23 protein-coding genes are annotated in these 23988 nt (G+C 69.1%); 11 read left to right on the top strand and 12 right to left on the bottom strand.

Features of this window, described 5'->3' with window-relative positions:
• The first annotated feature begins 63 nt into the window (after window positions 1-63).
• Window positions 64-1527 carry a glycosyltransferase family 87 protein gene (locus OHA10_RS35945; protein ID WP_371408025.1) on the top strand — a complete coding sequence of 488 codons (1464 nt, stop codon included), beginning with the start codon at window positions 64-66 and terminating at the stop codon, window positions 1525-1527.
• Here the strand turns inward: OHA10_RS35945 and OHA10_RS35940 are convergent.
• Window positions 1524-2453, bottom strand: a complete 930-nt coding sequence (locus OHA10_RS35940; protein ID WP_371403245.1) for a threonine/serine dehydratase — start codon at window positions 2451-2453, stop codon at window positions 1524-1526. The two genes, OHA10_RS35945 and OHA10_RS35940, sit on opposite strands and share 4 nt — an antisense overlap.
• Window positions 2454-2537: 84 nt before the next feature.
• Here OHA10_RS35940 and OHA10_RS35935 point away from each other — a divergent pair, with 84 nt between their 5' ends.
• Window positions 2538-2798 (top strand): WhiB family transcriptional regulator, encoded by a 261-nt coding sequence (locus OHA10_RS35935; protein WP_371403244.1) that lies wholly within the window; start codon window positions 2538-2540, stop codon window positions 2796-2798.
• Here OHA10_RS35935 and OHA10_RS35930 read toward each other — a convergent pair.
• The 4 genes from OHA10_RS35930 to OHA10_RS35915 are packed head-to-tail and all read right to left on the bottom strand — an operon-like array spanning window position 2795 to window position 6846.
• Entirely contained in the window at window positions 2795-3643 is an 849-nt protein-coding gene (locus tag OHA10_RS35930; RefSeq protein ID WP_371403243.1) for a RimK family alpha-L-glutamate ligase, read from the bottom strand. The two genes, OHA10_RS35935 and OHA10_RS35930, sit on opposite strands and share 4 nt — an antisense overlap.
• A complete protein-coding gene (locus tag OHA10_RS35925; RefSeq protein ID WP_371403242.1) occupies window positions 3600-4946 on the bottom strand; it encodes a hypothetical protein in 1347 nt (448 codons plus the stop codon). Before OHA10_RS35925 ends, OHA10_RS35930 begins: the two co-directional genes overlap by 44 nt.
• Window positions 4946-6199: a DUF2064 domain-containing protein gene (locus tag OHA10_RS35920; protein ID WP_371403241.1), complete on the bottom strand. Its 1254-nt coding sequence runs from the start codon at window positions 6197-6199 to the stop codon at window positions 4946-4948. Before OHA10_RS35920 ends, OHA10_RS35925 begins: the two co-directional genes overlap by 1 nt.
• A complete protein-coding gene (locus OHA10_RS35915) occupies window positions 6196-6846 on the bottom strand; it encodes a glycosyltransferase family 2 protein (RefSeq protein WP_371403240.1) in 651 nt (216 codons plus the stop codon). The genes OHA10_RS35920 and OHA10_RS35915 overlap by 4 nt, the downstream gene beginning before the upstream one ends.
• A 122-nt stretch (window positions 6847-6968) precedes the next feature.
• Here OHA10_RS35915 and OHA10_RS35910 point away from each other — a divergent pair, with 122 nt between their 5' ends.
• Together OHA10_RS35910 and OHA10_RS35905 are read left to right on the top strand one after the other, a co-directional pair.
• Window positions 6969-7667 (top strand): response regulator transcription factor, encoded by a 699-nt coding sequence (locus OHA10_RS35910; protein ID WP_371403239.1) that lies wholly within the window; start codon window positions 6969-6971, stop codon window positions 7665-7667.
• Window positions 7664-8821 carry a sensor histidine kinase gene (locus OHA10_RS35905; RefSeq protein ID WP_371403238.1) on the top strand — a complete coding sequence of 386 codons (1158 nt, stop codon included), beginning with the start codon at window positions 7664-7666 and terminating at the stop codon, window positions 8819-8821. Before OHA10_RS35910 ends, OHA10_RS35905 begins: the two co-directional genes overlap by 4 nt.
• On the opposite strand, the gene OHA10_RS35900 is transcribed toward OHA10_RS35905, so the two are convergent.
• Window positions 8795-9832 (bottom strand): NAD-dependent epimerase/dehydratase family protein, encoded by a 1038-nt coding sequence (locus tag OHA10_RS35900; RefSeq protein ID WP_371403237.1) that lies wholly within the window; start codon window positions 9830-9832, stop codon window positions 8795-8797. The genes OHA10_RS35905 and OHA10_RS35900 overlap by 27 nt on opposite strands.
• On the bottom strand, window positions 9829-10605 hold the full coding sequence (locus OHA10_RS35895; protein WP_371403236.1) for an S-methyl-5'-thioadenosine phosphorylase: 777 nt from the start codon (window positions 10603-10605) through the stop codon (window positions 9829-9831). The genes OHA10_RS35900 and OHA10_RS35895 overlap by 4 nt, the downstream gene beginning before the upstream one ends.
• A 77-nt stretch (window positions 10606-10682) precedes the next feature.
• On the opposite strand from OHA10_RS35895, the gene OHA10_RS35890 reads away from it, so the two are divergent.
• Together OHA10_RS35890 and OHA10_RS35885 are read left to right on the top strand one after the other, a co-directional pair.
• Window positions 10683-11177 (top strand): hypothetical protein, encoded by a 495-nt coding sequence (locus OHA10_RS35890; RefSeq protein ID WP_371403235.1) that lies wholly within the window; start codon window positions 10683-10685, stop codon window positions 11175-11177.
• Window positions 11174-12124 carry an RNA polymerase subunit sigma-70 gene (locus OHA10_RS35885; protein WP_371403234.1) on the top strand — a complete coding sequence of 317 codons (951 nt, stop codon included), beginning with the start codon at window positions 11174-11176 and terminating at the stop codon, window positions 12122-12124. The genes OHA10_RS35890 and OHA10_RS35885 overlap by 4 nt, the downstream gene beginning before the upstream one ends.
• On the opposite strand, the gene OHA10_RS35880 is transcribed toward OHA10_RS35885, so the two are convergent.
• Together OHA10_RS35880 and OHA10_RS35875 are read right to left on the bottom strand one after the other, a co-directional pair.
• Window positions 12125-12295 (bottom strand): hypothetical protein, encoded by a 171-nt coding sequence (locus tag OHA10_RS35880; protein WP_371403233.1) that lies wholly within the window; start codon window positions 12293-12295, stop codon window positions 12125-12127.
• Between the two features lie 71 nt (window positions 12296-12366).
• Window positions 12367-14022, bottom strand: coding sequence for a bifunctional 3'-5' exonuclease/DNA polymerase (locus OHA10_RS35875; protein WP_371403232.1), 1656 nt, complete (start codon window positions 14020-14022; stop codon window positions 12367-12369).
• Window positions 14023-14155: 133 nt separating this feature from the next.
• On the opposite strand from OHA10_RS35875, the gene OHA10_RS35870 reads away from it, so the two are divergent.
• The 3 genes from OHA10_RS35870 (at window position 14156) to OHA10_RS35860 (ending at window position 17543) form a co-directional block, all read left to right on the top strand.
• Window positions 14156-15511: a PLP-dependent aminotransferase family protein gene (locus OHA10_RS35870; protein WP_371403231.1), complete on the top strand. Its 1356-nt coding sequence runs from the start codon at window positions 14156-14158 to the stop codon at window positions 15509-15511.
• A 72-nt stretch (window positions 15512-15583) separates the two neighbouring features.
• On the top strand, window positions 15584-16477 hold the full coding sequence (gene pdxS / locus OHA10_RS35865) for a pyridoxal 5'-phosphate synthase lyase subunit PdxS (protein ID WP_371403230.1): 894 nt from the start codon (window positions 15584-15586) through the stop codon (window positions 16475-16477).
• 214 nt (window positions 16478-16691) lie between these two features.
• Window positions 16692-17543: an SDR family NAD(P)-dependent oxidoreductase gene (locus OHA10_RS35860; RefSeq protein WP_371403229.1), complete on the top strand. Its 852-nt coding sequence runs from the start codon at window positions 16692-16694 to the stop codon at window positions 17541-17543.
• An 80-nt stretch (window positions 17544-17623) separates the two neighbouring features.
• Here the strand turns inward: OHA10_RS35860 and OHA10_RS35855 are convergent, their stop codons facing one another.
• From OHA10_RS35855 to OHA10_RS35845, 3 genes are all read right to left on the bottom strand, one after another.
• Complete coding sequence (locus OHA10_RS35855) at window positions 17624-18283, bottom strand: TetR/AcrR family transcriptional regulator (RefSeq protein WP_371403228.1); 660 nt, start codon at window positions 18281-18283, stop codon at window positions 17624-17626.
• 85 nt (window positions 18284-18368) lie between these two features.
• Window positions 18369-19115, bottom strand: a complete 747-nt coding sequence (locus OHA10_RS35850; protein ID WP_371403227.1) for an SDR family NAD(P)-dependent oxidoreductase — start codon at window positions 19113-19115, stop codon at window positions 18369-18371.
• A gap of 58 nt (window positions 19116-19173) precedes the next feature.
• A complete protein-coding gene (locus OHA10_RS35845; RefSeq protein WP_371403226.1) occupies window positions 19174-20112 on the bottom strand; it encodes an alpha/beta hydrolase in 939 nt (312 codons plus the stop codon).
• A gap of 303 nt (window positions 20113-20415) precedes the next feature.
• Between OHA10_RS35845 and OHA10_RS35840 the strand changes: the two genes are divergently transcribed.
• Entirely contained in the window at window positions 20416-21090 is a 675-nt protein-coding gene (locus tag OHA10_RS35840; protein ID WP_371403225.1) for a TetR/AcrR family transcriptional regulator, read from the top strand.
• A gap of 26 nt (window positions 21091-21116) precedes the next feature.
• Window positions 21117-23687, top strand: a complete 2571-nt coding sequence (gene hrpB, locus OHA10_RS35835; protein ID WP_371403224.1) for an ATP-dependent helicase HrpB — start codon at window positions 21117-21119, stop codon at window positions 23685-23687.
• Window positions 23688-23988 lie beyond the last annotated feature (301 nt).

Genomic DNA, 23988 nt, shown 5'->3' with positions numbered 1-23988 from the left:
GCACGGCTCACTGGGGACGGGTGGGTAACCTCTCCTGGTCGCAAGGTGAGCCGATAGGAGATGATGCCCACCGTGACCGGACCACAACGCGAGCTCGCGCAGGCGCCGTCGGAGACTGATCCGGCTGTCGCCGGCCTGACTGTTGGGCTCGGTGGGCCGTCCGGGCGGTTCGCCCGGCTCGGTTCTTCGTGGTGGACGCCGCTGCGGATCGTGCTCGCTGTGTGCACGGTCACCTTCGGGCTCGGCGTGCTGCAGAAGGCGCCGTGTATGGAGGCCGGCTGGGACCGGCAGAGCTGGCGGCCGTTCAAGGCGCTGTGCTACTCCGACATCGGCTTCCTGTACCAGGAGCGCGGTTTCGCGGAGGGCAACCGGCCGTTCCTCGACACCGGCAACTACCCGGTGCTGGAGTACCCGGTGCTCACCGGCGGTTTCATGGAGGTCGCGGCGCGGATCACCTGGCTGTTCACCGGTGACCCGAAGAAGGACATCACCGCCGAGCAGAAACGTGACACGGCCGGTGTGTTCTTCGTGGTCAACCTGGTGATGCTGTTCATCTGCGCGCTGCTGCTCGTCGGCTTCACCGCCGCGACCGCCCGCGGGATCGAAACCCGTCCCGGCGCGGCGCGCGGGCAGCCGCTGGACGCCCTGTACGTCGCCGCGGCGCCGGTGCTCGCACTGACCTCGACGATCAACTGGGACCTGTTCGCGGTCGCGCTGACAGCGGGCGCGATGCTCGCGTGGTCGCGCGGTAAACCGGTGTGGTTCGGCATATTGCTCGGGCTCGGGACGGCGGCGAAGTTCTATCCGTTCCTGCTGCTCGGGCCGCTGCTGATCGTCTGCATCCGCGGCCGGAAGCTGTGGCCGTGGTTCCAGGCGGTGATCGCGGCCGCTGTCGCCTGGGGTCTGGTGAACGCGCCGATCTACCTGCTCGCGAAGAACGAGTGGCTGTCGTTCTGGCAGTTCAACGACCAGCGCGAGAGCGACTACGGCTCGATCTGGTACGTCCTCAAGCTCGCCAACCACGAGGTCGCGGACGTCAACCAGTTGAACATCGTGATCTTCGCCGGGCTGTGTCTGTCGATCGCGATCCTCGGGTTGATGGCTCCACGACCGCCGCGGTTCGCACAGCTGGCCTTCCTCGTCGTCGCGGCGTTCCTGCTGATCAACAAGGTCTACTCACCGCAGTACGTGCTGTGGCTGTTGCCGTTGGTCGCGCTGGCCCGGCCGCGTCTGCGTGACTGGCTGATCTGGCAGGCCTGCGAGTGCTTCTACTGGATGCTGGTGTGGATGCATCTCGCCCAGTTCCTGGCACCGGGGGATCCGCAGGTGCCGGACCGGATCTACTGGTTGTCCGTGATCCTGCGGATGGCCGGCACGCTGTGGCTGATGCTGGTCGTCGCCCGCGACATCCTCCTGCCGGAGAAGGATCCGGTACGCCGTGGTGACCTGGTCGACGATCCGAGTGACGGCGTACGGTCGCGGGCGCAGACGCGGTTGGCGACCGCGTCGGCTTCGGCCTCCGCCTAGAGCATCAGCTTCGACACGTCGAGGTTGCCGCCACTGACCACCGTGGCGGTGACGTCGTCGAGTTCGATGCTGCCTTGGAGCAATGCGGCGAAGGGTGCTGCAGCTGCCGGTTCGAGGGCGAGCTTGGTGCGGGACATGACCAGGCGGGTCGCTTCGAGGAGAGCCTCCTCGGTCACGCGGACGACCTGGTCGACGTACTGCTGGATGAGCGGGAAGTTGCGGGTGCCGCAGACGGGTGCGGCGAGGCCGTCGGCGAGCGATCGGGCGGTGGGCAGCTTCTGCGGTTCGCCGGCATCGAGGCTGCGGCTGACGACGTCGGCCTGCTCGGGCTCGATCCCGATCACGCGGATCTCCGGCTTGACCAGCTTCAGCGCCGTCGCGACGCCCGAGATCAGCCCGCCGCCACCGACCGGCACCAGGACCGTCGCGAGGTCGGGCCGGTCCTGCAGCAGCTCCAGCCCGAGGCTCCCGTGGCCGGTGATCACGTCCTCGTCGTCGAACGGGTGAACGCCGGTCAGCTTCCGCTCGTCCTTGATCCGCTCGTACTGCGCCATCAGGTCGCCCTCGACGAGTTCGACTGTCGCGCCGTACCCGCGGGCCGCGTCGATCTTCGCCTGTACGGCGGTCTTCGCCATCACGACCGTGGCCGGAACGCCCGCGTCCCGGGCGGCCCAGGCGAGCGCGCCGGCCGCGTTCCCCGCCGAGACGGTGATCACGCCGCGCTGCCGTTCCTCGGCGCCGAGCCGGAGCAGCTTGGTCAGCAGGCCGCGCACCTTGAAGCTGCCGGTCTTCTGGAACAGCTCGGCCTTGAGCACCAGGTCGGCGCCGAAGCGCTCGTTCAGCGCCGACGACGTCAGCATCGGCGTGCGGTGGATCCGTCCCTCGAGGTCCCGGGCGGCTTGGCGGATGGCGTCGAGTGTCGGCATACCTCAGACCTTAAAAGTCTAGTAACCCGATCATATTTCGAGACATAGATCGGCAGCGGTCACCGGCAATCTACCGTCGGGGTCATGAGGCCGACGCTGACCGTGATCGTGGATCCCGCCGACCGCTGGATGAGCCGGGCCGCGTGTATCGGGCAGGCGCCGGCGTACGACGAGAGCGCGTCCCGCTGGGAGCAGCGCAAGGCCCGTGAGTTGTGCCTGACGTCATGCCCGGTGCTGGAGGAGTGCCGCGAGTGGGCCCGGCGGACGAAGTACACCGGGACGGCCGCGGGCGAGACCCTGCTGTACGGGCGCCGCCGCGGCCATCCGGAGTCGGCTGCGAGCTAGACGCGTGAGGCGACTGCCGCGGCGAGCTTCAGCGCGGCGTCCGGGTGCTGCGAGAAGAACAGCTCCGGCTCGATCAGTTCGAGTTCCATCAGGAGGAAGCGGCCGTTGACGACGACGCCGTCGACGCGGGCGTACGCCGGTACGCGGCCGGTCGCCTGCAGTGCGGCCCGGGCGCTCTCGAGTACGGCAGGAGTCGGCTCGGTCGGCGTCACGGTGCCGCCGAAGTCGTCCTGGACGCGGTAGTCGCCCGCAGCCGGGCGCTTGACCACCGCGTGGGTGAACTCGCCGTCGATGAAGATCAGCGACCACTCACCGTCGGCAACGATCTCGGGCTGGAACGGCTGCACGAGGTAGACGAGCTCGGGCAGCTCGGCCAGCACCTGTTCGAACTCGGCGGAGCCCGCGACACCCCGGACGGTGTGCAGGGCGGTCGCGCTGACGGTCGGCTTGACGATGATCTCCTGTCCGTCGAGCCCGCTCACCACCTCGCGGAGGCACGCGCCGGCCGCGACCTGGGACGGCACGATCGCGACCCCGCGCTCGCGGAGCTCGAGCAGGTACCGCTTGTCGCCGTTCCAGCGGACCAGACCGGAGTCGTTGAGCAGCGGGACGCCGGCCTTGTCGAGGACGGCGAGCCACTCGGTGAACTCGTCGTACCGCCGGTGGTAGTCCCAGACGGAGCGGAGCAGGACCGCGTCGAAGGCCGACCAGTCGATCGAGGGGTCGGTCCAGACCGCGGCCACGGGGTCGAGGCCCGCAGTGCGGAGGGCCTCGACGAGGGGGAGGTCGTTCGGGGGCAACTCAGCGTGTTCGGCCGAGGTCGCCAGGGCGATGCGTTTGGTCACGCCCGCCAGTGTTGGCAGGCGACCGGGCGTCAGTCAAACCTGATTCCGCAACGGATCGGCGACGGATCGTGATCGCGCTGACAACGATGACGGCGGCCGCGAGGTAGCTCAGGCCCTGCCGGGTGTCGTGGCCGAAGCTCGCGTAGGCCAGGTACGACGCGATCGGTACGGCGATCCATTCGGGGCGATGGGCCAGGGCGGCGAGCGCGATCAGCGGGAGGCCGTACCACGGGTACGTCGGGGTGGCGATCAGCAGCGCGGCGCCGTACAGCCAGCAGCAGGTGACGACGAGCGGATCGTGTTTGGTTCGGTAGAAGGCGAACCCGGCGAGGGTCAGCGCGAGGATCGCAGCGACGAGTTGCCGGGCCTCAGGAGGTAGCAGGAGCGCGAGAATCGCCGATCTGGAGCTGCCGTCCTCGAAACCTTCCTGGTTGAGGTAGCCGGGCAGGAAGCCGAGCACCAAGGTGCCGACGGCAAGGACGTGCGGGACGTACGACGCGATGAAGGTGCTGAGGGCAACGAGCGGCCGTCTGGTGCGGAATGCCGGGAGGAGCAGCAGCGGGAGGAGCTTGACGCTGCCGGCGGCGCCGAGGAGGACGGCGGCCAGCTTCGGGCGTCTGGCCGCGGTGATGACGGCGGCGGTGATGAGCAGGGCCGCGAGTACGTCGACATGCGCGGCGTTGCCCGCTTCGAGAGCCACGATCGGTGACCAACCCCACAAGGCTGCCCAGCGTGGGTTCTGCACGGCGAGTAGCCAGGTGAGCGCAATTGCGACCAAAGCGGCCGCGATCTGCAGGCCGAGCGTGCCGGCCGACCACGGTGTGAACAGCGCGACCACGGTGAAATACGCCTGCGCCACCGGGGGATAGATCGTGGGAACAAGCGGCCGATTGATGCGTGTGCGTGGGTCGTCGACCGGGTTCTGCGGTGTCTGTCGGGTCACCCCGGACTTCTCGGTCGGCGACAAGCCCGGGAACAGGATGGGATCCCGCAGTTGCGCCAACGAGTCGTCCAAGGGCACCCGCGCGTACGGCGAATGCCCGGCCAACTGCACGCGTCCGTCCCACACGTACCGGTAGGCGTCGGTGCTCGTGATCGGCGCATGGGTCAGCCCGGGCACCTGGCACAGCCCCGCGACGATCACCACGCCCGCAACCGTCAACCCCCGCCCGAACCGCCAGAGAATCAAGGCAACGGCGATGGTGCCGATTGCCAGCACCACGTTCGGCCACCAGCCGGCATGTGCCGAACAGATGACAGCTGCAGCAGCTGCGATGGCGACTGCTCCTGCGAGCGTACGCATCAGGCGGTCCGGCGGAGGGTGAGGAAGGCTCGGTGGCCGGCTCGCCAGTCCTCGGTGGGGTGGAGCCTTGCGGTGTGGGCGTGTCTGATCAGCGCACGTGCGCCGACTCTTGCCCAGGGCAACGGAGTGGAGCGGCGGCCGGTGGAGCTGCGGAGGACGATCGGCGCGGTCTCGTCGAGGTCGTCGTTCGGGTCGACCTCGACCAGCACGAGACCGTCGGGGCGGACGAGTTCCGCGCAGCGGCGGAGGAGGTCGACGGGGTCGCCGCCGATCCCGATGTTCCCGTCCATCAGCAGCACGCTGCCCCAACGGCCCTCGCCCGGCAGCGGGTCCTGCACCGGACGATGGAGCGCGGCCGCGCCACGCGAGGTGGTGAGCGAGACCGCGCGTGGTGAGACATCGACGCCGAGTGCGGGGATGCCGCGTTCGGCGAGCGCGGTCACGATCCGCCCGGGTCCACAGCCGATGTCGAGCACCGGCCCCTCGCAGCGGCTCAGCGCGAGCCGGTCGACCTCGTCCGCGGGCGCCGTCCACCGATCCAGCTCGGACAAGGCCGGCACAGTCCGTCCGTCGATGCCAGTAGCAACGACTCGCGCAGTCCCGCCGAGGGCCTGCTCGAACAGCAGGCCCGGATGCGCGGCATGCTGCAACCGTCGATACAGCCGCGACACCCGCAACGACGGGAATTCGGCGGCGAGGTACGCCGCGTCGCGTGGTGTGTCCATGTCGCGCAACGTCGGCAGGATCCGCACCCGCAGGCCCAGATCCCGCAGCCGCTGCAGCTGATCGTGTCCGGTGTGATCGGTCGACATCGGTACGCCGACGACCGCGCGGCGATCCGGCGTTCGTAGCCCGAGGCACCAATACCCGCCGTCTTCGGTCAGCCCGAGCACGGCGTCGTGCCCGGACCAGTGGAACCCGAGCACCTCGGGCCGCAACTGCGGCGTGTCCATCCCCACGAGCAGCATCGGCGCGCCGTCGTACGCATCCTCGAAGGCGGCCGCGATCCGCTCGTCCAGACCGTCGCCACGCTGTCCGACGACCGTGAACCCGGCCGGCAGCCACGGCCCCGGATCGCCTTCGAGCGCCAGCACCCGCCGCGACGCCTGGGCCGCCCGTACGGCGCTGAGTGTGTCGACGAGAGACGCCCGAGCCAACGCTGCCGCCTCTTGCGCAGTGAACTCGCTCTGCAGCCGCGTCTTGACCCGTCCCGGCACCGGCTCCTTCGCGATGACGATCAACGTCCCCTTCACCGCGCAAGGACCTTCGACATGTCGAGTACGGCGCGAGCGGCGCCCAGCGGAGTCCCGGTCACCTTCGAACGACCCGAGCGCGGCAGGTAATCCACGTCCACCTCAGCGATCCGCCAGCCTGCGTCGGCCGCCCGGACGACCGTCTCCAACGGATAACCCGAGCGCCGATCCGTCAGCCCGAGCTCGAGCAGCGCCGTACGACGACCCGCCCGCATCGGACCGAGATCGTGCAACGCAACGCCCGTCCGGCGCCTGATCCGCCGGGAGAGTTCGAGGTTGGCCAGGCGCAGATGCCACGCCCAGGTGCCTCGTGTCACCGGGCGCCGGCGACCGACGACCAGGTCGGCGCGATCGGCAACGACGGGTGCGGTCACCCGGCTCAGCTGCCGCGGATCGAGCGAGGCGTCGGCGTCCATCACAGCGACCACCTCGGCCTCGGCCGCTTCCAGGCCGGCGTGACACGCGGCGCCGTACCCCTTGATCTCGCAGTGCACGACAGTGGCGCCGAACCGGGCGGCGACCTCGGGTGAACCGTCGGTGGAACCGTTGTCGACGACGATGGCGCGGGTGCCGCCGGGGAGCCGTTCGAGGATCCAGGGCAGGGCGGCCGCCTCGTTCAGGCACGGCAGGACGAGATCGACGGACATTCTTCGACGGTAAGGACGAACGCGTGCCGGCGGTGGCAGAACGCGGCTACGGATCGCTTACGTCGTACTGCGTACCGGCACTGGTGCGGCCTGAGGCCGACCGGACGATCTACGCTCTGAGCGTGGCTACTCGTGTGCTCGTGGTCGACGACGACCCGACCGTGTCCAACGTCGTATCCGCCTACCTGACCAAGGCCGGGTACGACGCCCGCGTGGTGGCGGACGGCGTGTCGGCGGTCGAGGTCTGGCAGCAGTGGAAACCGTCTGTCGTCGTACTGGACGTGATGCTGCCCGGGCTGTCCGGCCTCGAGGTACTGCGCCGGATGCGCGCGGCCGACGACGGGGCCGCGGTGATCATGCTGTCCGCGCGCGGCGAGGAGGAGGACCGGCTGGTCGGCCTCGAGGTCGGCGCGGACGACTACGTGGTCAAGCCGTTCAGCCCGCGGGAGCTGACGCTGCGGGTCCAGGCGATGGTGCGGCGCGAGGAGCGGCTGGCCGGGCTCGACCTGACGCCGACCAAGCTGAGCGCCGGCCCGGTCATGGTCGATACCGCGGCGCGGCGTGCCTACCTCAACGGCGACGAGTTGTCGCTGACGCACCGGGAGTTCGACCTGCTCGCGTATCTCGTGTCGCATGCGGGCAAGGCGTACACGAAGGCCGAGCTGCTGCGGCGGGTGTGGGGCTGGGACTTCGGCGACTCGTCGACGGTCACGGTGCACGTACGGCGGTTGCGCGAGAAGATCGAAGCCGATCCGTCGGATCCGAAGCTGGTGCTGACGGTGCCACGGACCGGGTACCTGTTCGCGGGAGATGCGTCGTGAACAAGGACATGTTCACGATCTTCGCGCTCACCGCGCTGTGGACGCTGGTGGTGGCCGCCGTCGGGGCGGCGATCCTGTGGCAGTTCCGGCGGCGGTCGTTGCGGGTGACGATGATCGTCGCGGGCCTCGCACCGATGGCGGCGGCGTTGGCCGCGGTACTGCAGAGCGTGCGGGCGATGTTCATCTCCGAGCACGACTCGTGGGTGGTGCTGTGGACGCTGGCGTTCGCGGCGCTGCTCGGGCTCGCGATGACGGTCCTTCTCGGGCACTGGATCACCACGGGTTCGCGCGATGTCGGGCGGCGGTTGCGGCAGCTCGGCACGTCGTACGACGCGCCGGAGGCTCTGACCGGGTCCGTGCCCGCCGAGCTGGCCGAGCTGACGAACGAGCTGGAGATGACGCGGAAGAAGCTGGCAGCGTCGCACGAGCGTGAGCGGGCGTTGGAGGCGAGCAGGCGGGAGCTGGTCGCGTTCATGTCGCACGACCTCCGGACGCCGTTGGCCGGGTTGCGAGCGGTGTCCGAGGGGCTCGAGGACGGTGTGATCGACGACGTACCGGGTGCGTTGCGGCAGATGCGGTCGACGGTCGATCGGATGACCGGGCTGGTCGACGACCTGTTCGAGCTGTCGCGGTTGTCGGCGGCGCCGTTGCCGACGCGGCGGTCGGCGGTCAGTCTGCGTGAGCTCGCCGAGGATGTGGCCGGGGAGAACAACGAGCATGCGCGGGCTTCGGGCGTATGCCTCAAGCTGGCGACCCCGGGCGACGACGATCGGCTCGCCGTACAAGGAGATCCGGACGAGCTGACGCGCGCAGTGACGAACCTGGTCGGCAACGCGATCCGGCACACCGCGCCCGGCGGCACAGTGACCCTCGCGGTCGATCGCGAAGCGGACGGACGGGTGCGACTGGCCGTCACCGACGCGTGCGGCGGCATCCCGGACGACGACCTGGAACGCGTCTTCGACATCGGCTGGCGCGGCGACGAGCAGCGCACGCCGTCACCGGCCGCCGCCGACCATTCGAGTGGCGGCGGCCTGGGGCTGGCGATCGCCCGCGGCGTCGTCGAGTCCCACGACGGGAGCATTGGCGTCACCAACGTCGACGGCGGCTGCGCGTTTCAGATCGACCTACCGCCGGTTGCCACTCACAACTAGATCCCGCAGCCCGGCGGCCAGGTCGTAGCCAGGCTTCCAGCCGAGGTCGGCCTTCAGGCGGTCCGAGGAAGCGGTGATGTGGCGGACGTCGCCGAGGCGGTACTGGCCGGTGACGATCGGGCTCGGGCCGTCGTAGAGGTGGGCCAGCTCGGTCGCCAGGTCGCCGATCGTGCGGACGGTGCCGCTGCCGACGTTGTACGCGGTGAAGGTGGGCTGGTGGGGGAGTGCGGCGGCGGACATCGTGACAGCGGTCGCGATGTCGCGGACCTGGACGAAGTCGCGCCGCTGGCGACCGTCCTCGAAGACGCAGGGTGCTTCGCCTTGCTCGAGTGCGGAACGGAAGATCGCGGCGACACCCGCGTACGGCGTGTTCCGTGGCATGCCGGGGCCGTAGACGTTGTGGAAGCGGAGCGCGGTGACGCGACCGCCGGTCTCGCGAGCCCACGTGGCGGCGAGGTGTTCGCCGCTGAGTTTGCTGGTGGCGTAGGCGTTCCGTGGATCGAGTACGGCATCCTCGGTGACGAGACCGGGGTGGAGCGGCGCGCCGCAGTACGGGCAGGGCGGCTCGAAGCGGCCCACGTCCAGGTCCTCGGTACGACGGGGCCCCGGCGCGACCTGGCCGTGCTCGTCGCAGTCGTAGCGGCCTTCGCCGTACACGACCATCGAGCTGGCGTAGACGAGGCGGCGGACGCCGGCGTGGGCGAGGGCCTTCACCAGGATCGCCGTACCCAGGCTGTTGGTCGAGACGTAGTCGTCGATGTCGTCGAGGTGAACGCCCAGGCCGACCTTGGCGGCGAGATGGATGACGGTGTCGATGCCTTCCAGTGCGTGCGTGACGCAGTCGGCATCGCGGATGTCGCCGACGATCAGTCCCGGGCGGGATGAGGGTCTGTGCGCGTGGACGTCCGGGCGGAACGAGTCCAGGACGGTGACCTCGTGGCCCTCGGCAACTAGTTGATGGTGGACATGCTGCCCGATGAATCCGGCGCCGCCGGTGAGCAGGACCCTCATCGGGCCGCCGCCGTACCGTCGAGGGCGTGGTGGCAGCTGCAGTCCGCGTCGGACTTGGGGAGCTGGCTGATCACGTCCTTGAGCAGATCCTGCAGGCGTTCGATGCTGTGCTTGAACGCCTCGAAGACCTCGGCCTGCGTGACGCCGCCCCCGGTCTCGACGCCCGCGTCGTGGTCGGTGACGACGGCGATCGACGTGTAGCAGAGGGCGAGTTCGCGCGCGATCGCGGCCTCCGGTGCGCCGGTCATGCCGACGACCGACCAGCCTTGCGCCGCGTGCCACTGCGATTCGGCGCGGGTGGAGAACCGCGGGCCGTTGATCACCACCATCGTGCCGTCCGGTACGACGTTGCCGCTGGCAATCACCGTGGCGCGGCCGGCCGGGCAGTACGGATCGGCGGCCGCGGTGTGGACGACCGGGTGTTCGTCGTACACCGTGTGGCCGCGGCCCCAGGTGCGGTCGACGTACTGGTCCGGGACGACGAAGGTGCCAGGTGTGAGTTCGGGCTTCAGCGAGCCGACCGCGCACGGGCCGAGGACCTGCCGGACGCCGAGTTCGCGCAGTGCCCAGAGGTTCGCGCGGTAGTTGACGCGATGCGGCGGGAACCGGTGATCGGCGCCGTGCCGGGGGATGAACGCGACCTGGCGGCCGTTGAGGTCCCCGACCACCGGCGGCTCGCTGGGCGCGCCGAACGGGGTGTCGAGCTCGATGGTTTCCGCGTCGGTGAGGAACGAGTAGAACCCGGAACCGCCGATCACGCCGATATCAGCCATGGCTCTGACGCTAGTGGCGCCGACCGGGGCGATCGGCCATTCACGGGGGACCGTCAGCGCTCCGTAAGAATGGGGGCGTGGAGATCTCCTGGGTGCTGCTCGCGGTCGGCGCGGTGCTGCTGCTGTTCGGCGCCTACGCGAGCTGGACGGCCGGACGGCTCGACCGGCTGCACCACCGGGTGGATCTCGCCCGCGCGTCGCTGGAGACCGAGCTGGCCCGCCGATCCGCGCTGGTCGCAGAGCTGGCAGGCAGCGAGGTCCTCGATCCCGCGTCCGCGCTGTTGTTGCTCGACGCGGCGCATCGGGCTCGCGCGGCCTCGCTCGACGGACTGGAAGTGCGTGAGCAGGCCGAGTCCGCGCTGACCCGGGCGATCCATGCCACCGGCACCGATATCGAGCCGTGGGCGGGGGAGTTGGCGCTCGCGATGCGCCGGGTGCAGTTGGCCCGGCGGTTCCACAACGATGTCGTCGTGTCGACCCGGGACCTGCGGCACCGGCGGTTGGTGACCTGGTTCCGGCTGGCCGGCCACGCCCCGATGCCGACCACGATCGAACTCGAGGACGGGAAATGAGCACCTTCGAGGAGGACGTCGAGCGCTATCGGCACGAGTTGCGGGTGCACTGCTACCGGATGCTCGGGTCGTACGACGAGGCCGAGGACCTGGTGCAGGAGACGTTCTTACGGGCGTGGCGCGGGCTGCGCGATTTCGAGGGCCGGTCCTCGGTACGGGCGTGGCTGTACCGGATCGCGACCAACGCGTGCATCGACGTACGACGGCCGCGCCGGGTCCTGCCGTACCAGCTGGAGCCGGCGTCGTTCCCGTCGACGGCGCTGCCGGCGCGCGAGGACGTGCCGTGGCTGCAGCCGTTTCCCGACGTACTGCTGGACCGCGCGGAGGAACCGGACGCGGTCGCGATCCGGCGTGAGACGATCGAGTTGGCGTTCCTGATCGCGATCCAGCATCTGCCGGCACGGCAACGCGCGGTCCTGATCTTGCGCGACGTCCTGGGCTGGTCCGCCCGCGAAACTGCCGATGCCGTGGACCTGTCGGTGGCTGCCGTGAATTCAGCCCTTCAGCGAGCCCGGCCGGTCATCCGCGAGCACCTGCCGTCGCATCGCTCGGAGTGGTCGGCTCCCGAGGCCTCCGCCGACGAACGCAAACTGCTGCGGCGCTACCTGACCGCGTGGGACAACGCGGACCCCGACGCGCTCGCATCGCTGATGCACGAAGACATCCGGATCACGATGCCGCCGTACCCGTTCTGGTTCGAAGGCCGCGAGGATGCGGTGCGTTCACTGATCCCGAACCTCACCCCGGAGTATCGCGGTCATTGGCGTTTCCTGCCGACCACGATCAACCGCCAACCCACCCTCGCGGCCTATCTCTCACCCCCGCGGACGACGGCCTATCAACTGTTCGCACTCGACATTTTTCGCATCGAGGACCATCGAATAGCCGAAATCACCGCCTTCGAAACCACGAACCACAAACTTTACGGTTTACCCGCGACGGTGTGATCAGACGCCGTTCTCGTTGGGCTGCTTGCGGGTGCGGTTCGAGTAGTCGGCGACCACCTTGCGATTGACGTACACCTTGTCGTCGTCGCCGAGCTGGCCGGCCTTGGTCGCCTGCGCGGCCTTGCGGCCGCTGGTCGTGCCGTCGGGGACCTTCTTGCCGAACTTCGCCATGACATTTCCCTTCTTGTCACATCGGAGGTGAGAGAAGGTATCGGCCTGGAGGAGTAATAGGTCGTTTGAAACTATTTTGCGTCGGCGTAGCTTTCGACGGTTGCCGTCGTAAAGGCGAAATTGGTGGGCGTCGGGCCGAACGTGAGCGTGCCGGCCAGATTGCTGGCCTGCTGGATCGCATCCGCGACCTGCTCGGCCTCGTCCGCAGGACAGTGCACGATGACCTCGTCGTGCTGGAAGAAGACCAGCTCGGCCTTCAACGGCGTAAGCGCCTGGCGAAGCGCGGCGAGGAGCAGGAGCGCCCAGTCGGCGGCGCTGCCTTGCACCACGAAGTTCCTGGTGAAGCGGCCGCGTGCCCTGGCGTGGCGTGGGTCGGTCGCGGGGACATCCGCGGGCGGGCCTTCGAGCAGGGCGTCGTCGAGCGGGTGGCCGGTCGGCGGGCAGGTGCGGCCCAGGTACGTGCGGACCAGCCGGCCCTCTTCGCCGGCGCGGGCGGCGTCGTCGACGTACGCGACGGCTTGGGGGAATCGCTTGCGGAGCATGGCCAAGTTCTTCAAGCCATCTCCTGAGGTCTGCCCGTAGATCGCGCCGAGCACGGCGAGCTTCGCCTGCGCCCGGTCGCCGGAGAACGCCTGGTCCGACACGGCTTTGTAGAGATCACCGGGATCGCTGGAGACCTCCATCAGCGCGCGGTCGCGGGAGATGGCGGCGAGGACGCGGGGCTCGAGCTGGGAGGCGTCGGCGACGACGAGCCGCCAGCCGGGATCGGCGACGACCGCGCGGCGGATGACCTTCGGGATCTGCAGACCGCCGCCGCCGTTGGTGATCCAGCGGCCGGAGACCGTGCCGCCGGGAACGAAGCCCGGGCGGAAACGACCGTCGCGGACCCAGTCGTTCAACCAGGACCAGCCGTTGGCGGTGTAGATCCGGTACAGCTTCTTGTACTCGACCAGTGGCGCGACTGCCGGATGGTCGATCGTCTCGAGCTCCCACCGCCGGGTCGACTTCAGTTGATACCCCGCCTGCTTGAACGCCTTCAGTACGTCGGCCGGCAGCTCGGGCCGGACGCGATGACCGAAGGCTGCCGAGATCTCGTCGGCGAGCTCGGTCAGCCGGCGTGGCTCGCCCGTCCCGCCGAAGCGCTCGCCGAGCAGCTCGCTGAGGACGTCGCGATGGGCCTGCGCGCTCCACGGCAGGCCGGCCCGATCCATCTCGGCGGCGATCAGCATCGCCGACGATTCCGATGCCGTGAGCAACCGCATGCGATCCGGGTGCTCCGCGAGGTCGTGCCGGCGGAGTTGGTCGGCGTACACCTTGAGCAGGGCCTGGAAGGCGATCGGCTCGGCCGGGATCTCGAACAGCGACGACTGCTCGCCCGGCACGACGGCGCGCATCGGCGGATCCGGCGGCACCGGCGCACCGCTCAGTCGCGCCCAAGCGGCGGCCGCCGAGCGTGGCTCGCCGAGGCGGCCTTCGTGCCCGAGCAGCAGGCCCTCGGTGTTCTCGAGGTCGTAACAGCGCTCGACCCGCACTCCGGCGGCGAGCAGACGTGGATAGATCTCGGCCGACGATCGCCACACCCAGCGAGTGACCTGCGGCCGGGACGCGACCGCCGCGACCAGGTCTGGCTCATGCCGGATCTCCCCGGCGGGCTGCCCGTCCGGATGCAGCGCGACCAGCGTCGCCCCGCCGCCGTCCTCAGGCGCGATCGCCCACCGTTCGTCCATAAGCAAATCCTCACACTGCACACCGACATTCCCCCAACCCCGACTTTGAGCACCCACCGACCATTTCGGGCAGCCGGGAACAGCTGGTGGGTGCTCAAAGAAGCGATGAGGCCAGTGGTGGGATAGTGGACTTATGTGGCGGATGGGGGATCTGGAGACGGCGGACGGCACGAAGACGGAACAGGTCGAAGGCCTGGTACTGCGGCGGATCGAGCGCGGCGACCTGTCCATCGGATCGCGACTGCCCTCGGAGCGGGTCCTCGCCGAGCGGCTCGGGGTCAGCCGGGTGACCGTCGTACGCGCGTTGGAGAACCTGCGGCGGGACGGCGTACTGGAGACCAAACGAGGTTCCGGGACCGTCGTGCGGCCGCTGGACCGGCTGCTGGACCCGGTGGCCCCGGCGTCCACGGTGACGGCGGGGGACCAGCCGGTGCTGGACCTGCGGTTCGCGACGACGGCCGCGCCGCACGATGTGGCTGAGGCGGCTGCTCAGATCATCGAGGACGGTCTGCCGCAGGCGATGGGTGGTGATGGTCCGCCGCCGGGTGGATCGGTCGAGCTCAGAGCAGCGCTGGCGGAGCGGCTGACCATCGAGGGCGTGCCGACCGAGCCGGAACAGCTCACGCTCACAGTGGGCGCGGCGGCCGGTCTGAACGCCGCACTGGCCGGACTGGACCTCGGGCCGGGTGTCGCGATCACCGAAACCCCGACGTACCCAGCTGCCTTCGATCTGCTCCGCAAACATCGCCTGGATGTCGCAGGTTGGCCGGCCGGCGTCTGGGACACCGATCAGCTCGCTCACCTCTGCCGGCGCCACCGCCCGAAGGTCATCTACCTGCAGGCGGACAACCACAACCCGACCGGACTCAGTCTTCCGGCAGACCGGCGTCAGACGGTCGTGGAGATCGCACGCCGGTACGGCGCCGCGCTGATCAGTGACGAGACCATGCGTCCGCTCTGGCTGGCGAGCGGACAACAGGCAGAGCCACTGAGCCGTCATCCCAGGACTGTCAGTGTTGGGTCACTGTCGAAGACCGTCTGGGGTGGGCTGAGGGTCGGATGGGTCAGGACCGGCAAGCAGTTGCGGCGCAGGATCAACACGGCCGCACAGCTCAGTGTGGCCTCGCCGAGTGCGCTGGACGACCTCCTGGCCCAGGCGATCGTCCCGAAGCTCGACAAGGTCATCGGCCGCCGCCGTACTCGTCTCCGCGCCAATCTGGCTGCCTTGGAAGGTGGACTGAAGTCGCTCAACGGTGTGGCCTGGCCCACGCCGACCGGCGGCATGACGCTGTGGCTCGAGCTGACCGAGACCAGGGCACGCAGAGTGCTCGAAGCCGCACGCGAGCAGAACCTGCTGCTCGGTTCAGGCGACCTGTTCACACCGGACGGCACCGACCGACGTCACATCCGGATCCCGTTCACCGCACCGCCGGCGACGTTGCGACTGGTGGTGGCCCGGCTCGGCGACGCGATGGCTCAGTCCACTTGATCCGAGGTGGACTGAGGATAGGTGCCCGGCACCTCCTAATCTGGTGAAGAGCCCCACGACCAGGAGGAAGCAGTGACCCAGGACAACCAGACCGGTACCGCCAAGGTGAAGCGCGGTATGGCGGAGATGCTCAAGGGCGGCGTGATCATGGACGTCGTCACCGCCGAGCAGGCCAAGATCGCCGAGGACGCCGGTGCGGTCGCGGTGATGGCGCTGGAGCGGGTCCCGGCCGACATCCGTGCGCAGGGCGGCGTCTCCCGGATGAGCGACCCGGACATGATCGACTCGATCATCGGCGCGGTCTCGATCCCGGTGATGGCCAAGGCCCGGATCGGTCACTTCGTCGAGGCGCAGGTGCTGCAGAGCCTCGGCGTGGACTACATCGACGAGTCCGAGGTGCTCACCCCGGCCGACTACGCGAACCACATCGACAAGTGGCAGTTCACCGTGCCGTTCGTCTGCGGCGCGACCAACCTGGGCGAGGCGCTGCGCCGGATCACCGAAGGCGCGGCGATGATCCGCTCCAAGGGCGAGGCCGGCACCGGTGACGTGTCCAACGCGACCACCCACATGCGCCAGATCCGCCAGGAGATCCGCAAGCTGCAGAGCCTCCCCGAGGACGAGCTGTACGTCGCCGCCAAGGAACTGCAGGCGCCGTACGAGCTGGTCAAGGAGGTCGCCGCGCTCGGCAAGCTGCCCGTCGTGCTGTTCACCGCCGGCGGTATCGCCACCCCGGCCGACGCCGCGATGATGATGCAGCTCGGCGCCGAGGGCGTCTTCGTCGGCTCCGGCATCTTCAAGTCCGGCAACCCGGCCCAGCGCGCCGAGGCGATCGTCAAGGCCACCACGTTCCACGACGACCCCGACGTGATCGCCAAGGTCTCCCGCGGCCTCGGCGAGGCCATGGTCGGCATCAACGTCGACGAGATCCCCCAGCCGCACCGGCTCGCCGAGCGCGGCTGGTAGGCCTGATAAACGGGGCTTCTCGGCCGAAGCTGCCGCCGGCGAGTTGAGCCGCGGTTGTTGCGAGCTCTCCAACGACAAGGGTTCGAAGCGAATGCTTCGAACCCTTGTCTGTTGTGGGTGGATGTCGTGCTACCTTTAAGCGGAGATTGATCTCCGCTTGACTGTGAAGATGACTGTCGGGCGGGGGTCGCCATTCGAAGACAAGGAAACTCCGATGTCATCATCACGCGCCCCGCTCACCTGGTTCGTCACCGGCGCATCGCGGGGTCTCGGATTTCACTGGGTTACCGCTGCCTTGGAGCGCGGTGACAAAGTTGCTGCCACGTCGCGGAGTGTGGCGTCGCTCGAGCCCCTGGTTGCCAAGTTCGGTGAGCAGGTTCTGGCGCTCGAGCTCGATATCGCCGATGCGGAGGCGGCCAAGCAGGCGGTTCATGTCGCCGAGGATCACTTCGACGGGATCGATGTCCTCGTCAACAATGCCGGTCAGGCCCTGCTGGGGACGGTCGAGGAGGTTTCCGAGGAGCAGGCGCGGGCCCAGTACGACGTGAACTTCTTCGGCCCGCTGTGGACGACGCGGGCGGCGTTGCCGGGCATGCGGGCCCAGGGCCACGGCCGCATCATCCAGGTTTCGTCGTACGGCGGTCTCGTGGCGTACCCGACCATGGGGCTTTATCACTCGTCCAAGTGGGCGCTGGAAGCCGTGAGCCAGGCGCTCGCGGCCGAGGTTGCGGGTCAGGGCATTCACGTGACCCTGGTCGAGCCTCTGACATTCGCGACGGATCTCGGCGCAAAGGCCCCGTCGGTCGAGCCGATGCCCGAGTACGACTCGGTGCGCCAGGGGCTCATGGCAGGTGCGGCGGACAGCCCGTTCGTCACAGGCGACCCGGCCGCTACGGCGGACGCTGTTCTCGCGATCGTCGACGCACCGGAGCCTCCGCTGCGGGTGCTCTTCGGTATCAACGGCATCGAGCCGCTACGAGCGGAGTACGCAAGCAGGATCGCCGAGTTCGAGAAATGGGATCACGTTGCTCGTCTGGCGCAAGGTACGGCGCCGGCCGGGCAGTAGGTCAACGGCGTCAGGTGGGGGAGCGGCGCGTCGACCGTGCCGCGGTCAAGACCTCCTGGGGTCCGTGCGCTCCGGTTCGATCAGTGGTTGCTGAGGCGGGCCATCGCGGCGTAGAGCTGCTCGTTGGTCAGAGGCGGCTCCTCGAGCTGCGCCTCGCCGCGGTAGCGGAAGGATTCCAGCAGCAGCATCAGTTGCCGGCGCCAGGCGCGGGGAGCGATGTCGGCAGTCGCCTCGATGATCCGGCTGTTGGCCCAGGTCACGGCAATGAGGTCGCCGATCGTGAGGTCGGGGCGAGCGAGTTTCGCGGCCTGGGCCTGGCTCAGGATCTTTTCCATCACCGAGCAGACGCGGTCGTGCATGGCTTCGGTCTCCTTGCTGGCCGGGAACCGCATCGACACGAAATCGTTGAAGCCGCGGTCACCTGCCTGCATTTCACAGAGCACCTGGAGGAAGGAGCTCAGGCCCTCCCAGGGATCGTCGGCATCGAGTGCGGCGTCGCCGGCGGCCATGAAGGTGTCGAACTTGGCGCCGAAGGCGGCCAGGAGGAGGTCGATCCGTTGCGGGAAGTGCCGGTACACGGTGCCGATGGCGACGCCTGCCTGCTTGGCGATGTGTTCCAGTGAGGCGTCGATGCCGCGTTCGGCGAAGGTTGCCTGAGCGATCTGGATGATCCGTTCGCGGTTCTCGGCCGCGTCGCGGCGCAGTTGCTGGGGTGGCCGGTTCCGAGTTGTGTCTCCCACTCGACGAAGATACAACATGAGGCACCCCTCAGCTCACTCGATGATCGGTGACGGCGGGCGCCGTGAGAGGGCGCCCGCCGTCGTTTCAGGTGGCGGTCCGGCCGCCGTTCACGTGCAGAGTGGTGCCGGTGATGAACCTGGCCTCGTCACTGACCAGGAATGCCACCGCGGCTGCGATGTCTTCGGGATCCGCGATGAATCCGAGCGGGGCCTGAGCTGCGAGCTGGTGGAGCGCATCGCCCAGCGCCTCTGATCCTGGTGTCCGGGTCGGCCCGGGGCTGACGGAATTCACCCGCACGCCCGCGGCGCCGAACTCGGCGGCCCAGCTCTTGGTCAGCAGGTCCAGTGCCGCCTTGCTCGCCCCGTAGACCGACAGGCCGGGTAACGCCCGCGCGGCCGCCACGGTCGAAATGTTGACGATGGCGCCGCTGCCCCGCAGTGCCATCGCTGGTGCGAGATGCCCGACCAGGTAGAACGGGGCTTTCAAATTAGTAGCCAGTACGGCGTCGAAGACGGCCTCCTCGGTCCCCGACGTCGGCCCGCCGGCCCCGATCGCAGCGTTGTTGACCAGGATGTCGAGTGTTCCCCCTGCGGACTCGGCGATCTCGGTCGCCTGCATGGCCAGTTCTGTTGCCGACTGGGCATCTGACAGATCGGCACCGAGGAAGTCGGCCTGTCCACCTTCGGCGCGGATGCTGTCCACGACCTCCGCGCCGCGATCGGCGTGACGGCCCGAGACCACCACATGAGTACCGCGCCGGGCCAAGGTCAGTGCGGTGGCGCGGCCGATGCCGCTGGTGGATCCGGTGACGAGGGCTGTCTTGCTCTTCATGGATGGACTCCCTGGGTGTTCGGCTGAGTGTGCTGTCGCGGGACGGTGCCGGTCACGATCACAGGTTCTGAAGGAAGGCGATGCGGTCCGCGAAGGCCTGGCGGGCAACCCGGGACTCTGGGGCGAATTGGTCGAAGCCGTGATAGGCGCCGGGCAGGACGGACAGTCGCACCGACACGCCCTGTTCGATGAGCCGCTTGCCGAAGGCAACGGTCTCGGCGCAGAACAGATCCAGCTCACCGACCTCGAGGTAGGCCGCGGGCATCCCGTCCAGTGTTTGCGCACGCGCGATCGAGGCGGACGCGGGAAGGTCGTCGGCACCGTAGGCATCGCCCAGGTAGGCCTTCCAGCTGGTCACGTTGTCGTCCACCGACCAGATCAGGAACGGCTCGACGGCAGGAGCCGCCGTCGCAGTGCGGTCGTCGAGCATCGGGTAGATCAGTATCTGCGCCGCCAAAGGCCCGATCTGGCCGTCCCGGCATGCCAGCGCGGTCGTTGCAGCCAGCCCGCCGCCGGCGGATTCGCCCATGATCGCGACGCGTGCCCCCGGAACGCGCTCCTTGGCGTGCTCGACGGCCCACCGCACCGCCGCGACACAGTCCTCGACGGCGGACGGGAACTGCGATTCGGGCGACAGTCGGTAGCCGACCGAGATCACCGCGACACCGGCCTCCAAGGCGTACTTGCGGCAGACGTGGTCGGAGCCATCCAGACTTCCCCCGATGAGGCCACCGCCGTGAACGTAGACGACGAGCGCCTCAGGTGCGGTCGACGGCTTGTACATCCGCAGCGGCACCTCATGCCCGTCCGACGACGGCGCGGTGAAGCCGATCACTTCGATGTCGCCTTCAGGTGGAGCGCCGGCGCCGAGCGCGTCGTAGAGCCCGTTGATCATCAGCCGCCGCCCCTCCCAATCTCCTAGCGCGGGTGGCTGCGGAGGTGCCGCCGCGGCGACTGCCTCGAAGGCCTGAAGTAGTTCCTTGTCAACGCTGATCACTGCTCGCCTCCAGGTTGAAGTGAGAGGCCTGCCGGGCCTCAACATGAGGCATGCCTCGGTTTGCAATATACATAACCTGAGGCATGCCTCATAATCGCCCGTGTGCTCTCGGCCGCCTGGTCGTCGATCGGGGTGATTCCGGCGGACTGGCAGGCCTGCCGGATCTCGGTGAGGCCGGCCGGGTAGGCGTCGCTCCTAGTACCGCCGCCGATATGGAGGCTTATCTCCGGTTATCTCCGGTTATCTCCGGTTAGCCTGGTGGAGATGCTTCTCCGGTAACTACTCCGCCCGAAGGGGGCGCTCGTGCGCAGCGATGCTGCCCAGAATCGTCAGGCTCTAGTCGATGCGGCGCTGAGGTTGTTCAACGAGCGAGGGCTGGCGCCCACCCTCGATGACGTCGCGCGCGCGGCGGGTGTCGGCGTCGGGACCGCCTATCGCCACTTCTCGGACAAGACCGAGCTGGCGTTCGCCGCCCTGGAAGCGTCGCTGGAGTCAATGCTCCAGGCGGCCGAAGCAGCGGCTTTGGTGCCGGACGGCTGGACCGGGCTGGCCGAGTTCTTCGAGGCCACGATCGAGCCGCAGGCAACCCAGCAGGTCCTGAGGGATGTACTGACCACCGATCCGGAGTCGGCGCCGATGCTGGAGGTCCATCGCCGGATCGGCGACAGCCTGAGCACGCTGCTTGCGAAGGCGAAGGAGCAAGGCTCCGTCCGCCAGGATGTGGTGGTTTCCGATCTTGCGGTGCTGACGACCTTGCTTGGTGAGGTCGTGCGGTTGTTCGGTCCCGTAGCGCCCGAAATCTGGCGACGGTTCTTGCCGCTGCTTCTCGACGGACTCCGGCCGGGCGCAACGACCGCACTGTCCACGGGGCCTTTGAGCAAGGAAGACTTCATCGCCGGCATGGCGGCGCAGGCCCGTGCCGCAGCTGCGCGGCGTCCAGGCCCGAAGCGCCGGTCCGCCAAGCAGCCGGCCTCCTAGTCGTGGTGGTCGGCTGGCGTCGGGGCGTGTTGCTGCCTGAGTTGTCGGTGCCGGGGGCGGATCTGCCTGTTCGGGCAGTCTTGCCTGCCACGGTCGACGCGGTGCGTTCGCGCGGTACTGCGGTGCTGGTCGCGCCGCCGGGATCGGGGAAGACCTCGCTGTTGCCGCTTGCGCTGGGCGACGCGCTCGGGGGCACGATCATCGTCGCCGAGCCGCGACGGATGGCGACCCGCGCGGCGGCGACCCGGCTGGCGCAGCTGGTCGGCGAACCGCTCGGGCAGCGGATCGGCTACGCGATGCGCGGCGAACGCAGCGGCGGCCAAGGACTCCGGGTCGAGGTGGTGACGACCGGGCTCCTGGTCCGGCGTCTGCAGCAGAACCCGGAGCTGCCGGGCGTCTCCGCGATCGTGATCGACGAGTGTCACGAGCGGCACCTCGATGCCGATCTGCTGCTCGCGTTCTGCCTCGACATCCGGGCGAATCTTCGCGACGACCTGGCGATCGTCGCGACCTCGGCCACGCCGGACACGGTCAGGCTGAGTCGCGCCTTGGGCTCGGCCCCTGTCATCACCGCGTCCGCGGCGCTGTACGACGTGGCGGTCGACTGGGCCCCGCCACCTGTGCCCGTGCCGCTGCTGCCCGGTGGTCGAGTCGATCCGCGCCTCCTCGATCACGTCGCGCACGTCGTACGGCGTGCTTTGACCGAGAACGAAGGCGACATCCTCGTGTTCGTCCCGGGGGAGGCCGAGATCAACGGCGTGACCCGTCGATTGGCCGGTGAGAATGTCCTGCCGTTGTTCGGCCGTCAGTCCAGGGCTGAGCAGGAGCGCGCGTTGACGCCGGCCGCCACCCGCCGGATCGTCGTCACCACGTCGGTCGCTGAGAGTTCCTTGACCGTGCCCGGGGTCAGGGTCGTGGTCGACTCGGGCCTGGCACGGGAGCCGCGGACAGATCAGTCCCGTGGCCTCGGCGCGCTCGTCACCTGCCGGGTCTCGAAATCGTCGGCCGACCAGCGAGCGGGTCGCGCCGGGCGCGAGGCTCCGGGCCGCGTCTACCGGTGCTGGTCCGCCACCGACCACACGCATCTCGACGATCACCCGGCGCCGGAGATCGCGATCGCCGATCTGGCCGCCTTCGCTCTGGACCTCGCGGCCTGGGGAGCGCCCGCAGGTGACGGTCTGACCCTGCTCGAGGCGCCGCCGACGGTTGCGATGACCGCGGCCACCGAGTTGTTGCGCCGCCTCGAGGCTGTTGACGACGCCGGCCGGATCACTGAGCGCGGACGGCGGATGGCGGCGATCGGTACGCATCCTCGGCTGGCTCGCGCGGTGCTGGACGGTACGCCGCGGGTCGGCGCCGACCGGGCTCGCGAGGTCGTCGCGATGCTCTCGGACGACTCCGGCCGCGACTTCGGCGACGATCTACCGGCCCGCTGGCGATCCCTCCGCCGCGGCGACGACCGCGGCGCCACCGCCCGCTGGCGAGAAGAGGCGAAGCGCCTTGGCCGAGGCGGCGGAGCTCGGCGTGGACCCGATGGACGCGATGAGCCCACGACGGCCGGCGACCCGTCAGGTGGCGATGGAGTGCGGACGGCGGTCGGTGGCGGGACGCGCGTACTGCCGGATGATCTTGCGGTGGGGGTTGTGGTCGGGCTGGCGTATCCGGATCGGATCGCGCGGATCCGGGCGGCCGACTCGGCGACGTACCAGATGTCTGGTGGTACCGGTGCCGCGCTCGATCCGCAGTCGCCGTTGCGGACCACGCCCTGGTTGGCGATCGCGGTGGCCGACCGGGCACCGGGTCGCGCCGACGCCCGGATCCGTTCCGCGGCGCCGATCGACGAGCAGACCGCGCGAGACATCGCCCGCGACCTCGTCACGACCACCGACCAGATCCGCTGGGACGAAGGCCGCGTCGTCACCCGTCGCATCGAGGCGCTCGGTGCGATCGTGCTGAGCGACGTACCACTGGCCAAGCCCGACCCGTTGCTCGTCCAAGCGGCCGTGTGGGACGGCATCCGGCGCAGCGGTCTGTCCGTACTGCGCTGGTCGGACGCCGCACTCGCCCTGCGGGAGCGGCTCGCGTTCTGCCACGCCCACTTCGGAGCGCCGTGGCCCGCGGTCGACGACGAAGCACTCCTCGCCGACCTCGACAAGTGGCTGGGGACAGATCTCGCTTCAGTGCGGGGCGCGCGCGATCTTGCCCACATCGACGTCGCGTCAGCGCTTCGGCGACTGCTGCCATGGCCCGAAGCAACCCGCTTCGGCGAACTCGCTCCGGAACGGCTTCAAGTCCCCTCGGGCTCCGAGGTGCGGCTCGCGTACGACGGTGCCGAGCCACCGGTGCTCGCAGTGAAGCTGCAGGAGGTCTTCGGGTGGACTGCCACTCCCGCCGTCGCGGACGGCCGTGTCCCCGTCGTACTGCATCTGCTGTCGCCGGCACGGCGCCCGGTCGCGATCACCAGCGATCTCGCGTCCTTCTGGAAGCAGGGCTATCCCCAGGTCAGGGCCGACCTGCGGGCCCGTTATCCCCGCCATCCATGGCCGGACGATCCACTCACCGCCATCCCGACCAAGCGGGCAAAACCCCGCAGATGAACCGAACAAGCCCGGTTCGGTTGCCTGCGGCCCGCATGTAAGGACAAGTCCCGGGGCGATCGCACCGAGGTCACGAAATGGGATCGGATTGGGCGCGTCGGTCGCGACGTGGGGGCAGGACGGCAAGCGTGGGGGCGAGCGTCGCAGGCGTAAATCGGGCTGTTCGGCCGCCGGTCGCAGGGTCCGGGACGCGCCGTGGCGAGGCTTGACGTCGAACGACTTTGGCAAAGACAATGCGTAATCGCCTCAGGCAGCAGTGCGCCGGAGTGCGCCTCGTTGCCAATATCGTGCGGCTGGTACG

Origin of the sequence: Kribbella sp. NBC_00662, assembly GCF_041430295.1 — a bacterium.
Taxonomy (GTDB): Bacteria; Actinomycetota; Actinomycetes; order Propionibacteriales; family Kribbellaceae; genus Kribbella.
This window is presented reverse-complemented; position numbering and strand designations above follow the sequence as displayed.